Annotated in this window: 12 protein-coding genes; 10 read left to right on the top strand and 2 right to left on the bottom strand. The window is 27.9% G+C overall.

Annotation, left to right across the window (positions count from 1 at the left end; translation table 4 throughout):
* Nucleotides 1–31: 31 nt before the first annotated feature.
* Both MCRO_RS03705 and MCRO_RS03700 read left to right on the top strand, forming a co-directional pair.
* Entirely contained in the window at nt 32–682 is a 651-nt protein-coding gene (locus MCRO_RS03705; protein WP_013054453.1) for a GntR family transcriptional regulator, read from the top strand.
* Between the two features lie 61 nt (nt 683–743).
* Nucleotides 744–2,567: an alpha-amylase family glycosyl hydrolase gene (locus tag MCRO_RS03700; RefSeq protein WP_013054545.1), complete on the top strand. Its 1,824-nt coding sequence runs from the start codon at nt 744–746 to the stop codon at nt 2,565–2,567.
* A gap of 398 nt (nt 2,568–2,965) precedes the next feature.
* On the opposite strand, the gene MCRO_RS04115 is transcribed toward MCRO_RS03700, so the two are convergent.
* A complete protein-coding gene (locus MCRO_RS04115) occupies nt 2,966–3,175 on the bottom strand; it encodes a hypothetical protein (protein ID WP_013054624.1) in 210 nt (69 codons plus the stop codon).
* A 72-nt stretch (nt 3,176–3,247) separates the two neighbouring features.
* Between MCRO_RS04115 and MCRO_RS03695 the strand changes: the two genes are divergently transcribed.
* From MCRO_RS03695 to MCRO_RS03670, 6 genes are read left to right on the top strand one after another with little or no spacing between them, the layout of a single operon-like run.
* Entirely contained in the window at nt 3,248–5,659 is a 2,412-nt protein-coding gene (locus tag MCRO_RS03695; RefSeq protein ID WP_013054701.1) for a type 2 periplasmic-binding domain-containing protein, read from the top strand.
* Between the two features lie 32 nt (nt 5,660–5,691).
* On the top strand, nt 5,692–6,168 hold the full coding sequence (locus tag MCRO_RS03690; protein WP_013054673.1) for a hypothetical protein: 477 nt from the start codon (nt 5,692–5,694) through the stop codon (nt 6,166–6,168).
* Nucleotides 6,155–9,262: an ABC transporter permease subunit gene (locus MCRO_RS03685; protein WP_013054758.1), complete on the top strand. Its 3,108-nt coding sequence runs from the start codon at nt 6,155–6,157 to the stop codon at nt 9,260–9,262. The genes MCRO_RS03690 and MCRO_RS03685 overlap by 14 nt, the downstream gene beginning before the upstream one ends.
* Entirely contained in the window at nt 9,262–10,239 is a 978-nt protein-coding gene (locus MCRO_RS03680; RefSeq protein WP_013054255.1) for an ABC transporter permease subunit, read from the top strand. Before MCRO_RS03685 ends, MCRO_RS03680 begins: the two co-directional genes overlap by 1 nt.
* Before the next feature lies 1 nt (nt 10,240).
* Nucleotides 10,241–11,443, top strand: a complete 1,203-nt coding sequence (locus MCRO_RS03675; protein WP_013054351.1) for an ABC transporter ATP-binding protein — start codon at nt 10,241–10,243, stop codon at nt 11,441–11,443.
* A 2-nt stretch (nt 11,444–11,445) separates the two neighbouring features.
* Nucleotides 11,446–12,096, top strand: a complete 651-nt coding sequence (locus MCRO_RS03670; protein WP_013054596.1) for a hypothetical protein — start codon at nt 11,446–11,448, stop codon at nt 12,094–12,096.
* Nucleotides 12,097–12,163: 67 nt separating this feature from the next.
* On the opposite strand, the gene MCRO_RS03665 is transcribed toward MCRO_RS03670, so the two are convergent.
* Entirely contained in the window at nt 12,164–12,586 is a 423-nt protein-coding gene (locus tag MCRO_RS03665; protein ID WP_013054330.1) for a Dps family protein, read from the bottom strand.
* A gap of 169 nt (nt 12,587–12,755) precedes the next feature.
* Between MCRO_RS03665 and MCRO_RS03660 the strand changes: the two genes are divergently transcribed.
* The gene (locus tag MCRO_RS03660) at nt 12,756–14,786 is read left to right on the top strand and encodes an alpha-amylase (RefSeq protein WP_148207932.1); all 2,031 of its coding nucleotides are present in this window, start codon (nt 12,756–12,758) and stop codon (nt 14,784–14,786) included.
* The gene (locus MCRO_RS03655; protein ID WP_013054405.1) at nt 14,776–16,413 is read left to right on the top strand and encodes an alpha-amylase family glycosyl hydrolase; all 1,638 of its coding nucleotides are present in this window, start codon (nt 14,776–14,778) and stop codon (nt 16,411–16,413) included. The genes MCRO_RS03660 and MCRO_RS03655 overlap by 11 nt, the downstream gene beginning before the upstream one ends.
* The last annotated feature ends 3 nt before the right edge of the window (nt 16,414–16,416 follow it).

The following is a 16,416-nucleotide window of genomic DNA, read 5'->3' as shown; positions in this document are numbered from 1 at the left end:
CACACAAGTATAAATCAAGTATAATAAGCATATGATTAAAAAAGCAAGTACAAAAACTCAACAAATAGTTATCTATTTGATGGACTTAATTAGAAGTAAAAAAATACCAACCAACAAAATTATGCCTTCAGAACATGCCTTAATGTTACGCTTTGATTGCTCAAGAAGTGCTGTTGTTTCTGCTTATCATAGGCTAGAGGCTCTTGGAGCGGTTTATTCTATATCAAAAAGAGGCCATTTTGTTGCTGAAAACTTTCATAATTTAATAAAACCAATATCTTATATATTGGGTTCAGATGAACATAAGTCAACCTTAAATAAGAACTTGGATCGTGAGTGATTGCAAAGAATGAATATTATTTTTGAAGATGATTCAAGTTATGAAAAGGTCTACATCAAAGATGGAAAAGTAATTTGTTATGCAGATTGTTTTGTTTTAAAAAAATATTTTGACAATGACTTTAACATTAATGACTCACTTATTAATCAACTTGTTTCTAGAAATGGAATAACCAATATTGTTTATCATCTCAAATATGAAGATGTAAATAAATTTGGTTATGAGAAACTTGTTGTTTTATATGTGTTTGGATATGATTTTGATAGTATATCATTTGCCGCAAAGTATGTAATTCATCCAGATAATTTTGATATAAAACATCAGGAATTCTCACTTGTTTAAGGACCAATTAGGTCTTTTTTTTAATCCTTAATCATTTTTTAAAAGTATCTATAATAATAGTATGATGAAAAAAAATATATATAAAACATTAAAAAAATTAACATTAATTTCAAGTCCAATTTTACTAAGTGGGCTACTAATCTCATGTAGTCCAACAAAAGGAGAAAAACAATTGAGTAGCAGCTGAGGAAGTGAAAAATATAGAGCAAATCTTTCATTAACTAATTATGAAAACAAAGCAAATGAAGCAAAATTCATTGCTCCATTTAATAATAATATAGAAAAATCGAATATTAATTATCAACTCTTAGTTTATTCGTTTGCTGACGGTAATGGAGATGGAATTGGAGATTTTATAGGTTTGAAAAATAATTTGAATTATTTCACAAATCTTGGAATAGATCAACTTTATTTATCTCCAATTCATCCTTCTAGTTCATATCATGGTTATGATGTAATTGATTATTGTGATGTAGCAAAAGAACTTGGTGGAATGGAAGCGTTCAAAGAATTTTTAATTGAAGCTCACAAACAAGGAATTAGAGTTTATCTTGATATGGTATTTAATCATACTTCGTTTGAACATCCTTGATTTCAAGAAGCTCTTAAAGGTAATAAAGACTATGAAGATTATTATAGATTTATGCCAAGTAAACACGACGATATAAAATCAGCTTATGGTATTGACGATGCGAATATTAGAAAATATACTCAAAATGATGATCCCAATATTACACCAACCAACAAACATTATGTAGCAGCTTTTAGTCCTTGAATGCCTGATCTAAATTTAGACAATCCTAAATTGAGAAATGAATTAAAAAATGTTCAAAAGTTCTGAGCAAAACTAGGTGTTGATGGGTTTAGATATGATGCATTTTATCACTATTGAGATGGTGGTATGTTCAATCAAAACAAGTATGAACCAACTGATGGTGATGGTTCAAAAACTTCAAAGTTATTTGCCGAATTACGAGAAGCAACAAATAGTGTGATGACAGAAAAAGAAAGACACTCAAATGAAATTTATATGTTTGGAGAGTGATGAAAAACACCTTCAGATGCAAATATGTATTTTTCAAGTGATAAAAACATTGCCCTTAATTCAGTAATTGATGGACAACATTGAAAAAATGGTGATTCACTTTCTATCGAATTCAATAATGAAAAACAACTTATTAAGACCATGAATGATAAAAATAATAATCAAAAGTGAATGCCTTTTTTAGATAATCATGATGTTGATAGATGAATAAATAAATTTAGAAGTTCACTTCAACAACAGTATAAAACGGAAGAGCCTCTTAATGATATATTTAAGTCGGCTCTTCAAGCTGCCTTAGTTCAACTGGTTCTTAGACCTGGATTACCAACTTTATACCATGGTGACGAATTAGACATGCACGGAAATAAAAAAACTGATCCTAATGTTAGGGAACCATTTAATTGAGAAGATCCTGATAAAGTTGTTCTTTTCAATGAAGCTAAATCATCAAATGATCTAATTAAATTAACAGATTCAAAAGTCGAAACAACCGTTGAAAAAGCAATGGAGAATAAAAAATCAACTTATAATATCTTAAAAAAAGCTATTGATATTAAGAAAAAACACATCTGAATTTCCGAGCAAAACGAAAACTATATTAAAAATCCATCTGATTATTTTGAAGGTGAAGTCAGTTGAAACAACACAATAGTTCGTGAAAACGAAAAAGGAGATATTTTTATCTTGCATTATACTTTTGGTAAAACAAAAAGTTTATTCACTTTAAAAAGCGTTGTTAAGGATTTAAAAATAGAACTGAATACAGGATTTTCAGTAAAAAATAATAAATTTGAATCTGAACAAGGGTCCTTGTTGATAATTACTGCAAAAAGAAACTAAAAAAATAAATGTGGAACATATTTCCATATTTATTTTTTTAATATTATTATTAAAGGCAATAACTTTTTACTAATATAACTATATAATAGAGTATTTTGTAAAAAAATAAATATAATATAAATCTTGACCATACAAGGCAAATAATCAAGCAATACAACATATAAATATTTTTAAAAATATATTAATTTAAAGAAAGAATAAAATATAAATGATTATTTAATCAGGAAGGCAAATATCAAAAAATATACTAAATTAGACTTTAAGACAAGGATAAGATATACATTCTTAGGAAAGAGACCACTTGAACGAAAATCTCTTCCTAAAATTATTGAGTATTTATACATAAATTTTTCAAATATGATTATGTCCTTACTTTTATTGGTCTTATTGTTGTTTCTTTATTTCAATAAACAACAATTAAATGCTGATTTTTTTGTGAAAACGATAAATCAAACAACAAGCAAGTTACTCATTACAATATTTCTTTTTTCTTGAATTACTCAAATTGTATTATTTATACACATTTTATACATTCTAGATAAAACAGAAACTATGAAATGGATGGGTATTGCATCATCGATCTTAAGTATACTATGTCTTCCTTTCATCTCTTTTCCATTTACTGTTGTAGCTTACATCAAAAATGAAATTGCATTTGAATAGATAATCTCGGAGGTTTTATGAAAACTAAGAAAATAATAGCTTTAGGACTTGGCGGAGTTTCAGTACTTGCTGTAGGTCTTTCAGCAGCGTGTGGACCAAAAAAAGACAATCCAGACAACAAAGAAGAAAAATTTAAAGAAATTGTTATAGCAGTTGATGGACCACAAAAAGAAATGTATGACTATGTTATTGAACAATTTAATGCAACCGATTTTGCAAAAAAAGGTTATAAAATTAAAACTATCAACAAAGACGTATGGGGAGCAATGGATTTTGGACCTGCTGGTTTTACCGACAGAGATATAGTTCCTGATATTTTCTATGGAGCACAAGATAGAGTAACGACATTTGCACAAAGTAATGCCGTTGCGGAATTAAACGAATTCGATCCAACATTATTTGACAAAATTTTAGCTGTGACCGGTGCTACAAATGAAGAAAAAGAAGCAGCAAAAGAATTTGGTTCTGTTGTTGGAGTTAATGAAGGTGATAAAACATTTAAGCCTGTAAAGAAACTCTTAGCTATTAGACATAATACAGAAGCAATAATTTTAGTATCAACAAATGAACTATCTAAAGTAAAAGCTGATCTTGCAGATGCTAAAACAAACACACTTGAAGGATTAACAAAAGAAGCAAAACTCTTTGCACGTATTCAAGACTTTTGATATGGAAATGGAGCATTAAATGCGGCTCTTAATGATATAACAAAAACTAAATCGTTAAAAGATCCATTAATTTCAAAAATTTTATATACAAAAGCTGGTGGTGCTTTAGCTTCAGGGTTTGTTACAACGGATGAACACCATGCAGACTTTAAAGAAGGAATTAAAGAAGCAGCAAAACTTTACTACCCAATATATGAAGCAGCATATTTAAAATCAGAAACTGAATTCAAAAACACCGAATGAGGTAAAAAAGGAATTACACAAGGAAGCCTTAAAAACTTATTACAAGGAGATATGGGTGCTGTAAATAATGAAGTATTTTCGTTAATGAAAAATAAAAAACTTGAATATGGAATTATCGGTACATGAGACATTCAAAATGCTCAAAAATCAGCTGATGCTAAAACATTTGTAAACATTGGTGAAATTTCAAAAGGAAGACCATACAAACAAGCTTCAGGATCATGATCGTACATGATTAACGCACGTAATAATGGTTCATCAAAAGAAAGAAAAGATGCAATTAAAGAAGTTCTTAAATTAATTTTCTCAAGCGAAGCATATTACAAATACTTTAAATTAGATTCAAAAGTTCCATACTATCTTGCATCACAAGTTAAAGTTAAAGAACTACAAGCAAAAGTATCAACTCTTCCAAAACAAGCATTAGATAAATTAATTAAGGACACAGGTTTTACAACAACTGAAGAATTTAATAAAGCTTATAATGAACAAGTTGGTAAAATTGAAGCCGCATTAAAATACGAAGTTAATTCATGATCGGTTGATAAAGATCCTAAAAATGCACTTGATGCAAAAAATGAACTTGAAGCATATGTACTTAAAAAAGAATCGTTTACAGAGTTAAAAGATGCCGAAAAAGAAATTGCAGACTTCAATAAAAACTTCGGTAAAACAACTGGTTTAAGAAACGCTATTGCTGCTATCTTGGGTGTTGATTTAAATCAATTACTTGGAAATAATGAACCATGACAAATAGGACTTGGTATTCTAAAAGATGGTTTAAAATTTGTTGAAGAAGCAAAAACGGATGCTGAAAAGATATTGGCTGAAACTAAACAGTCAGATACTTCATTACATATAAGAAAAATGGAAAAATACATTTTTGGAGCAAACGGTGACTCTGATAGTGATAAAGATAATTTATTAGATGAAATTATCAAAAACTTCAAAGAAAACAAGTTGGATGCATTCAAAAAAGCAATGGTTGATAAAGCAATTTTAGTAAATAAAGAATTAGCTAAAACAGTTCAACCTAAAGAAACAATTGAAAAAGCGGTTGAACTATACTTTAACTACTATAAAACAAAAGCGTTATTAAAGAGCTTTGGTAATGATTATCAAAAATCAGCTAAATTTACTAAAAAAGATAACACTAAATCTGAATATACATTGATGGGATCAGCAGACATCGTAAAAGATTACGAAAAATCACTTGCAGTTGATAAAGTGCTAAATGTTTTAACATCTACAAAATCAATTCAAGATGGTGGTTTAGGAGTTCCTAACTTTGGTGGTCGTTTAGATAACTCTAACCCTCACTTTGGAAACGTTGCATGAGGTTCATGAAACGAAAGTACATTCGGAAATAAAACATTCCTTGAAGAAAAATCAAAAACAGTTAAAACATTTGACGACTTTGTTAATGTAATTGAAACTCAATTATCAACATTATACAAACAAAAAATTGATGCAATTACTGCAACATCAGGATCAGGTTTAATAATATTCGCAAAATAAAAATTAATATCAACAAGCAAACATATTACTATATGCTTGTTTGTTGTTCTTTAATAATACTTTTATTAATTTTTTGAATATTTACATCAATTAACTTTCCTCCAAATTTACCAAAATTCGAAGGAACTAATTCAGATATTGAAGCACAGGAAAAAACCTTTATAACAAATTACTATTTAGGAAAGGTTATGTCCTATATATCTAACTCACTAGTTATTATTGCTTTTGTTATTTATTTAACATTAGCAAGACATAGAGTTCAAGTTGGGTACGGCTTCTTCATATCTTGAATAATTGTTTTTACACTTCTAGGATTTGTTTGTCATGTTTCGCCGTATTCACATCATTCAAATGGCTTAATTGCAATTGGAGCCTTAACTTCAATTCTAACGACCTCAGTTCTTATTTACCTTATTTATAGTGCAATAAAATTACATATTGAACGAAAAGTTCAATATTATGAGTATTATAAAATTCATAAGCAAAAAAACAAAAATGGAAACACTTAAACTTTACAACTGGTATGATAGTGAATTTGAAACTATCTTACCTGAACAATCACAAACTCTGAATGCTTATAAAAAACAAGTTCAACTGGTTTTTGACAGGCGTTTAGATGCAATTAAAACAACTAAAAATGTTGACAAAGATTTATTTTTAAGAGCTAGAACCAAACTACAAGATAATCAAAAAAGAGAATTAAGTAGTTTAAAAGTTGCTTATAAAAATAGAGTTAAAGTCTTGTCAGATTCTATAAAACAGCTTAGCTATACAAAGAACATCAAGACTTTAATTAACTTTGAAATCAACAAAATAAAAAAGGAAAGAGAGGATTTATATGCTTATATTAGAGATTTTGAAAAGTCTCTAAAAAACACAGGCGATTCTCAAGAATTCAAAGTTTCTTCATTAAGAAAACTTGTTGAAAAAACAAAGAAAGATGAAATTATAATTTTTGAAAAGCACGCCATTTATTCAATAATCTTGACCTATCTTATGAATAATAATGATACTGATTTTCAATTGACTAAAATTGAAAATAAATTGAATGCATTTGAAAAGGAAATATTAAAAAGAAAGCCTTCACTTGAATCTGAGATTAAGAATTTTTACAAATCTCTTGAAGCCAAGAGAATTAAACTTTTTAACAAAAGAAGCGACCTAGAAACAAAATACAATTCAACAAAAATGATGCAAAAAGAACTATATCTAAGGCAAAAAAGTAATATCAAGTTATCGTTTAGTAAAAAAATACTTGAACTTGAATATGAATATAATCAAAAATATTCAACCCATTTATCAGAAGCTAAAATGATAAAAAAAGAAATGATTGCAAAGATTAAAGAACATGAGTCACTTATCAAAAATAATCAAAAACATAACCAAGAAAAAATTAAAAAAATTATAAATTCAGCGAAAAGTAAAGAGCAAAAAATTAAAGCTATTTTTGCACAAATACAAAGACATACTGGGACATTATGTGATATAGATTTAAAACTTGGATATCAACAATATTTATGCAAATTATTAAAAATTGAAACTGATACTGAGATTATAAAACTTGAAAATTCAAGAAATAACTTATATCAAAACATAACAGAATTTAATCAATTTTCAAACATTAAAGAACACTTAAAAATAAATGAAGTAAGACTAACAAAATTAGTTATTTCAAACAAAATAATTGATAATAGAGGCCTAACAAAAATTAGAAAAACATTTTTCTCGCTTGAAAATAAAATAAGTTCATTAAAAGTTGTTAATTCATTTATTAAATCTAGAAAATTTTATGAACTTTCAAAGGTTCAAAGCAAATACACCTACAATGGTTTATTTAATAAAGAAAAATCTAATGCATTATTTGAAAAATCATTAGATTTAAATTCGACACTTAAAACTTTTAATTTTGAAAAAGCTGATGCAATTTTTGATTTATATAAACTAAAAGAAAACAATAAATTAAAAGAAGAAAAAACAAATTTTGATGCTAAAAAGAAAGAAATAAGCAAAAAATTCAAGATTGAAAAAGAAGAATTAAAAGCTAGAATCAAATCAAATGAAATTTCGAAACAAGCTTATAAAAATAAACTTATTGAAATTAAAATTGATAAGAGGGAAGCAATATATACTGAGATGCTTTCATCACAAGCAAAGAAGAATAAGGAAATTTTAAAAACTATTTTCTTTAGAAAAAACAATGCTAAAAAAGTGGTAAATAAAATAGCAGATTCAAAAATTTCTGAGGCAATTAAAACCTTTCCGGTTGAAATGAACAAACACATAAGATGATTATCGCTTGTCTTAGGTTTCCTTGTTCCGGGATTGTGTGAAGTTTTATTCTTTAAACAATTTATTAAAGGATTTATAATGCTTGCAGTAACAGTTTTTGTTTATGCAGCAATTATTCCATTTTCAATGGGTGCTTATTGAGATAAAATGGGTGGAATTCCTGGCTTTAGCGATCTTGGAAAATCAGAATTTAATAGTTCAAAAGGAGTTTTTACTGACGCCAGATATTACTTATTTGGTRGTGTAATATCAGTTATATTATTTACTTTTGCAATAACTTATTTCATAATTTCAGCCATAAGCGCCCATAGAGTTGCTAGAAGTTTTGAAAGAGGTTGCAGACCAAGTAAGTGAAGTCATACAAAGAGATGATTGAATACTTCTGGTTTCCCTTGATTAATTTCTATACCCGGTTGAATGTTGATGATTTTTATCGTTATTTCTCCTGTGGTAACTTCGATATTAATTTCATTTACAAATTATGGATTTATGCATGAAGCTCCCGGAAGAACAGTTGATTGAGTAGGGCTAGAGCAATGAGGAAAATGATGAATATTTAGAGATCTAAAACTAGGTTTATCAATTCAAAGAGTTCTATCATGAACGTTTATATGAACTTTATTCGGGGCTTTAACACCAATAATTGTTGGATTTATTGTAGCTATTTTAGTTAATAACCAAAGAATTAAAGGTAAAAAATTCTTTAGAGTAATTTACATTATACCTTGAGCAATTCCTGCCTTTGTTACAATTCTTTTTCTAAAAAGCGGATTCCAATCAAGTGAAACATCATTATTTAACATGATCTTATTAAAAATGGGCTTTATTGATTCGCCTATTGATTGATGATCTAACGCCAATATTATTAAAACTCTTTTAATAATTATTCAAACTTGAATTGGACATGCATGAATATTCATGCTTGTAACTGGTAATTTACAGTCAATTCCAAAAGATATTTATGAAGCTGGTTCAATTGATGGTGCAAGAGGGTTTAAAATCTTTAGGTATTTAACCTTGCCTGCTCTACTTGCTTCAATAGCTCCTATGTTGATTAGTCAATTTGTTGGAACGTTTAATAACTTTACAATAATTGCCTTATTCTCTGGTGGGGGACCAGCATACACCACTCCAACAGCTTTTGGAGAAGGTACAACCGATATTATTATTTCATGAGTTTATAAATTGGCTTCTGGTGCTGTTAAAGTTGAAGGTGATCAAGCCTTTGCTGCAGCACTTACCACAATAGCAGCGGGAATTAGTATAGCTGTTGCTTCTAGAGGATTTATAAAATCTATGTCAAGGAGGGATTAATGAGTTTTTACAAATCATCTTTACAAAATAAAGTAGTTAGTGACAATCATTATAAAAAGAAAAGAATCAAACTAAATCAATCCGATACTAAACCTCCAACTGCATTTGAAATTATTTGATTATTTTTTAACTACATCTTCTTGATATTTTGAGCAATAATAATATTATTCCCAGTTGTATCTCTAATTGCATCGTCGTTTAACGTGCAAAACTTTAGATATGTTACACTAACACCTTTCAAATTTGGATTAGATAACTTTAAATATTTATTTATTCCGTTTGGTGAGCCAGTTGAATTTATGGGGCCTGGTATAGTAAGTAAAAGCCATTTTACTAATTGATATATTAATACAATTTTAATAGCAATATTAACAACTATTGTTTCAACTACATTTGTTGCATTAAATGGTTATGCTTATTCAAGATTTAAATTTGCTGGATCTAAACACTCGTTAACTATCATTATGATGGTTCAAATGATACCAGCAACATCGTCACTTATTTGTTTATATATGGTTGTTAAAATGGGTGGATCTCTTGGAGTTCCTCCTGTAATCATGTTAGTAATAATTTATTCTGGTCAAGCTATAACAGGTAATACATTTATGCTTAAAGGTTACCTTGATACAGTTTCGGCCGAACTTGACGATTCGGCAAAAGTTGATGGATGTAATAACTGGGGACTGTTTTTCAAAATACTTGTACCCGTTATAAAACCAACACTAGTTATGACTTCGTTATGATCATTTCTTATACCATTTACTGATGTTATATTACCTAAGTTTGTTATATATGACTTGAAAAATACAACATTAGCTGTCGGCCTTGATTCATTCTTATCCGCCGAAGCAAAACAAATTAATGCTGGTGCTTATGCTGCTGGTGCTTTATTAGCAACGGTTCCTGCATTCTGTCTATTTATGTACTTACAAAGATTCATTGTTGGTGGTCTTTCAGAAGGTGCGGTGAAAGGATAATATGTTTAAAAACAAAAAACAAAACATTGATTTTTCAAATGAAGATAATATCGAATTTGAAAAAATTGACCTAGATGCAATGGTAGAAGAAATTGGGAAAATCAGTTCAAATAACAACGGTGCTGAAATTAATCTTGTTAATATTTCTAAGAAATATGAAGGAAATGATAAATATACACTTAAAGATATAAACCTTAAAATTGAAGCCGGGAAATTCTGTATATTCCTTGGCCCAAGTGGTTGTGGTAAAACAACACTACTTAGAATGATTGCTGGATTAAACTCAATTACATCAGGTGATTTACTTTTTAATGGTAAAAGATACAACAACCTTTTACCAAGCGAAAGAAACATTGCTATGGTATTCCAATCTTATGCACTTTATCCACACATGAACGTTTATAACAACATTTCTTTTGGATTAAAAATTGCAAAAGAAAGAAGAGATGTTATTGATCGTAGAGTTAAAGACGTAGCAAAAATTTTAAAAATTGAAGATTATCTTTATAGAAAACCCAAGGATTTATCAGGTGGCCAAAGACAACGTGTTGCTATTGGTAGAGCCATTGCGAGAAAACCACTTGTTTTCTTAATGGACGAACCTTTATCAAACCTTGATGCAAAACTTCGTGAAAGTATGCGTCGTGAAATAGTTAACATTCATAGAATGCTTAACACCACAAGTATTTATGTAACTCATGACCAACTTGAGGCAATGACTATGGGCGATCAAATAGTTGTCTTCAACGACGGTATCATCCAGCAAAATGCAACAGGTAAAGAGTTATACTTTAAACCAAAGAACATTTTTGTTGCAAGATTTATTGGAAGCCCAACAATGAATATTTTTGATGCTAAAATGAAAAGCGGAGTTGTTATTTCAACTGATAATACCATTAAATTAGAACTTAATCCAGAACTTAAAAACCTTGTTCAAGAAGGTCAAAATTTGGTCATTGGATTTAGATCTGAGGATATAGTTCTTAGAGGACTGAAATCAACAAATGGATTTGAAGCAACAATAACAAACATTGAGCTAATAGGTAAAGAACAATTAATTACTGTAAAAATAAGTAATGACATTGAACTTACAGCAACAGTTTCAAACAGTTTAGAATACAAATTATATGAAAGAATTAAGGTTGATTTTGACTTATCAAGAATTCACATATTTGATAAAGAATCGACTAATAGAGTTAATTAATCATGAAAAAAATTAACTTTTTAAGCAACTATAAAAAGAGAAAAATAATAATATTTTTAATATCTTTATTTATATTTATTTCTATTACTTTGTTAGTTTTACAAACAGTGGATTATATCTTAAGAATTCCATTTGAAAAAGAGTGAGCTTTAGGTGGTGTTTTTAAATCAGGAATAACCGAAGCAGAAAAATTAAAGACAATAGAAAAACAATTACACAGCCAAAATTTATTGAAATTTTATTCAATATTAATGTCTATCTTGTTGGCTTTATTAATGATTTCATTTATTTCTCTTATTGTTGGTCAAATTAAACTTTACGCTAATAAAAGTAATTCAAATATAGAACTTAAAATTTCTATATTTGCCTTATCTACAGCACTATTATTTGGATTTGTATTTTTATCAATGCAACCAATTGATGTAACAAGAACAATATATAGTGAAGAACTTAAGTTTAATATTACTGATATTTTAGAAAGAATTTCATATACAAAAGGATTTGTTGCATATGCCCTAATATTAGTATCGTTTATTTTAAATTTAAGTGCTAAAAAGAAATTTGGATTTATCACAAATGATGTGATAATAAACAAAGAATTTAAAGATACAAAGTTTATCGAAGAAGAAATTAATGCTATTTTAAACAAATAATTAATAAAAAACACTTACTTTTGTGAGTGTTTTTTTTCATCATTGTTTTTTTAAAAAAGATTAAATACTAATTTTTAGAAGTTTTTTTAAACATTCAAATTGCTTTATGTAACGATAAAACTATTTCGTCTAGAACTGGTTGAATTCTAAAGTCAACATCTTTAATTTTCCCTATGTAATCTAAAATAACTGTCATATCTTCTGCAACCAATTTAGTTGCTTCAGCACAATGTCAACTTTTTGATTTTGTTTCACTAATTAAACTTTCTTCTAAAACTTCTTTGTATGAACCAAGTGCAAGTTCATCAAACATTACTATTTTTTCGGCAACCTCGTCAGTAAATCCACTTACTTCATCATATAACTTATCTAATTCTTCATGTACTTCAAAAAAAGTTTCTCCATAAATATGTCAATGCATGTTTTTAATTTTTTGTGCAAGCACACTCAATGATGCTTGTAATTTCTTTAATTGTTCTGTTTGTTTCATAATTTACCTCTTAACAAATATATATTAAAAAAATATTAATTTTTTTAAAAAAAATATTTTCATTAATTTGTAAAAAATGATCTTGACCTTACAAGTTATATGTTAAGTTAGATTATCAAGAATTTAGACATAATAAAAATATATATAATTAAAAATTTAAAATATATATATGAATTTTAGAATAATGAAAAATAGTCAAATTATTGACTTCGACAAAAAATTTGCAAGAGTCGATGCTGAACTTGGAATTAAGTTCAAAAACGGAATGTTTAATTTTACATTTTGAAGACCACTATCGCCAAAGGTTCAACTTGTGATTTTTGATCAAAACGAAAAAGAAATAGAAGCATTTGATATGCAAAATAAAAATGAGTTATGAACTGTTGCTATTGACAAAAAATATGACGGATTACTTTACAAATATAGAATTACAAATGATAAAAATGAGGTTAATTTAGCTCTTGATCCATATGCTAAAGCACTAGCTAATTTTGACTGAAAAGGAAAAGATAACAATGTTGGTTTTGGTCTAATCATAGACTTAGATTCTTCAAAAATTAAGCATGAAATAACAAAGTTAGAAACAATATGAAATAATTCAACTGACCCAGTTATTTATGAATTGCACATAAAAGACTATACATCACTTTTGAATCAAAACGATTTTAAAAGTAGATTAGGAACATTTAATTGTGCTCTTGAAAAACAAATTTTTCAAAATTTGAATGATTTAAACTTTACTCATTTGCAACTTTTACCACTTCATACCGCTTATACAATCAACGCTAACAATGTCAAAATAATTAAAAAAGGTGAAGCAAATGGTTGAGAAACTAATTATAATTGGGGTTATGATCCACACAATTATTTTTCTCTCAATCAATCATATGTTCAAAAAACTAATGATCCATATGAAGCCATTTTAGAGTTTAAAAAATTTGTTGATGAAGCTCACAAAAACAAAATTGGTATTATTCTTGACGTGGTTTATAATCACACAATGACCAACAAAATTTATGATGAAGTTCTTGATGGATATTACTATCGATATAATAACGAAAGAATGGTTAAACCAGTTAATTTAGCGCCTGTTGCAAGCGAGAGATTAATGGTTAGAAAAATGTTTGTTGATTCTTTAGTTCATTGAGTTAAGACATATGATGTAGATGGTTTCAGATTTGATTTATCAACTTTTATTGATAAGGATACATTAGAATTAATTTGCAAGACACTTAGAGAAATAAAACCAAACATTGTTCTTCATGGTGAAGCTTGAAAATTCAGTGACTTAAATTACAAAAATTCATTTACAAAAGGTGTTACAAATAATGATCAAAATTTTGCTTATTTTAACGACACACATAGAAATGCAATTAATGGTTCAGATTTTAATGGTCATCAATATGGACTTAATAGTAAATATTGTTCTAAGAAATTTAAACAATATACAATAAGCACTTTTGGTAATTTAAAAACATATGATAACACTTTTAACAAAGATCCTAAAATAGTCAAATATGACTTGTATGCAGATGATTTAGGTGTTGTGCTTAACTATGTTGCATGTCATGATGGATATACATTGTGAGATAAAATAAACATTGATGTTAATGGTTCGATAGAAGAAAAAATAGCTGCTTACAAACAATCGTTAATGGCTTCTGTTTCTTGTCAAGGAAGACAATTGATGCTTGCCGGAACTGAATTGCTTCATTCGAAACCGTGTGACAAAACTGGTGAGGAATGATACAAAGGAGCCCAAGCGGTTGGCGAACAACTTTTTGATGATAATGCAGATGATAATATTTTTTGCAATAATACATATAAAACAAGCGACTTTGTTAATGGCTTAAAATGAAGTCATTTAGATAAACCAGAAACACAAGAAGTTTATAAATTCACTAAAGAATTATTAGGATTAAGAAATAATACTAACTTCTTTAGATTAAAAAATGCTGAAGAAGTTAAAAAATCATTTAAGTTTTTAAACAACTCATTTAGTAAAAATGTTTCTTATAAAATAAACACAAGTGATGGTGTTGCTTATGTTCAACACAACTTTGGTAATGTTAAATCAACACTTGATTTTAAACTAAGTAAAGATGATAAATTAATTAGTTCAAAACCAATTATTGACCTAAAATACTTACCAGCTAGATCTTCAATTATTATGATAAAAAGAGGAAAAAATGAAAATTAAAAAATTAAAAGATAAAGTACTTTATCAAATATTTCCAAGATCATTTAAAGATTCAAACAATGATGGAAATGGAGATATAAACGGAATTATTGAAAAGTTGGATTACTTACAAGAATTGGGTGTTGATGGAATTTGACTTTGTCCAATATACGAAACAAATTTTGTTGATGCAGGTTATGATGTGCTTGATTATAAGAAAGTTTGAAAACAATTTGGAACTTTAGAAGAGTTTAAAAAATTAACTTTTGAAGCCAAAAAAAGAGGCATTGATGTAATTATGGATATTGTTTTAAATCACGTTTCAAATGAACATCAATGATTTAAAAAAGCTTGTGAATCAGATAAAAATATTGAACATAATTACTTTATTTGAAGAAAAGAATTGACCGAAAACGAAAAGAAAGCTCAAAGTATTTTCGGCGGTTCTGCTTGAGAATATGTTCCTAATGTAAAAAAATATTACTTTCACTTATTTGCAAAAGAGCAAGTTGATCTTAATTGATCTCACCCAAGTACTATTAAGGCAATGGTTGATGTAATTAACTTTTGGTATAGTCTTGGTGTAAGAGGTTTTAGACTTGATGCTATTAAGCATGTTGCAAAAGACTTTGACGACATAGAAAATATTTATTTTTCATGATGCAAAGGAAGTGTTGAATTTTTAAAGAGCTTTTATGAATTGGCTTTTAGCGATAAAAAAGATGCTTATACATTAGGAGAAGCAAGTGGAATAAGTTTAGATGAATTATTAAAATATGGAGCAGGAAAAGATAAGGTAGCAGATAATTACTTCAACTTTAGTTGATGATGAATAGGTTGAGGCAAAGAAACCGGAAGAAAAGGATATGATGCAAATTGAGATCACAAAGAATTTGCATATCAACAAAAACCATTTCAAGAAAATGAAAATGTTAAACCTGAAATGATTACAAACTTTTTATCAAATCATGATACTTCAAGAAGTATTTCGAGATGAGGTGAAATAAATTACTTTTGAGCAGAATCTGCAAAAAGTCATGCTTTAATGTTATTCTCCTTAAAAGGAATTCCATGTGTTTATTACGGAGAAGAAATTGGTCTTTTAAATAATAGATTTTACTCACGTGAAGATTTCAAAGATTGTGATATTTTCAGCGGGTTTTTAGATTTGGTAGATATTGAAAAAAAATATACCGAAGAAGAATTCTTAAAATACTGTAATATCAACTCAAGAGATGCAGGTAGAGCAATCATGCAATGAGAGAATAGTTCTCACAAGGGGTTTACCAAATCAAAAACCCCTTGAATAAAATTTAATGATAACAATTTTATTCAAGATAATGTTGAAAACCAAGTTAAAGATGAAAACAGCATATTAAATTTTTATAAAAAACTTATTAATATTAGAAAAGAAAAATTCCCAAATGTGCTAATTGATGGGCTTTCAGAAATAAAAATTATTAATGATATTATAGTAATTGAAAGAAAACAAAATAATGAGAAAATAGTATCATTTATAAATATGTTAAATAAGAATATTCAAATAGATTTACCAAAAGGTGATGTTCTTATTTCATCATATAATCAAAAGAATAAAACAAATGAACTTAGAGCTTTTGAATCAATAATGATTAAAATTAAGGAGTAAAAA

This window comes from Mycoplasma crocodyli MP145 (assembly GCF_000025845.1).
Classification (GTDB): Bacteria; Bacillota_I; Bacilli_A; order Mycoplasmatales; family Metamycoplasmataceae; genus Mycoplasmopsis; species Mycoplasmopsis crocodyli.
Note: the sequence above shows the minus strand (reverse complement) of the source record. Positions and strands in the feature narration are given on the sequence as shown.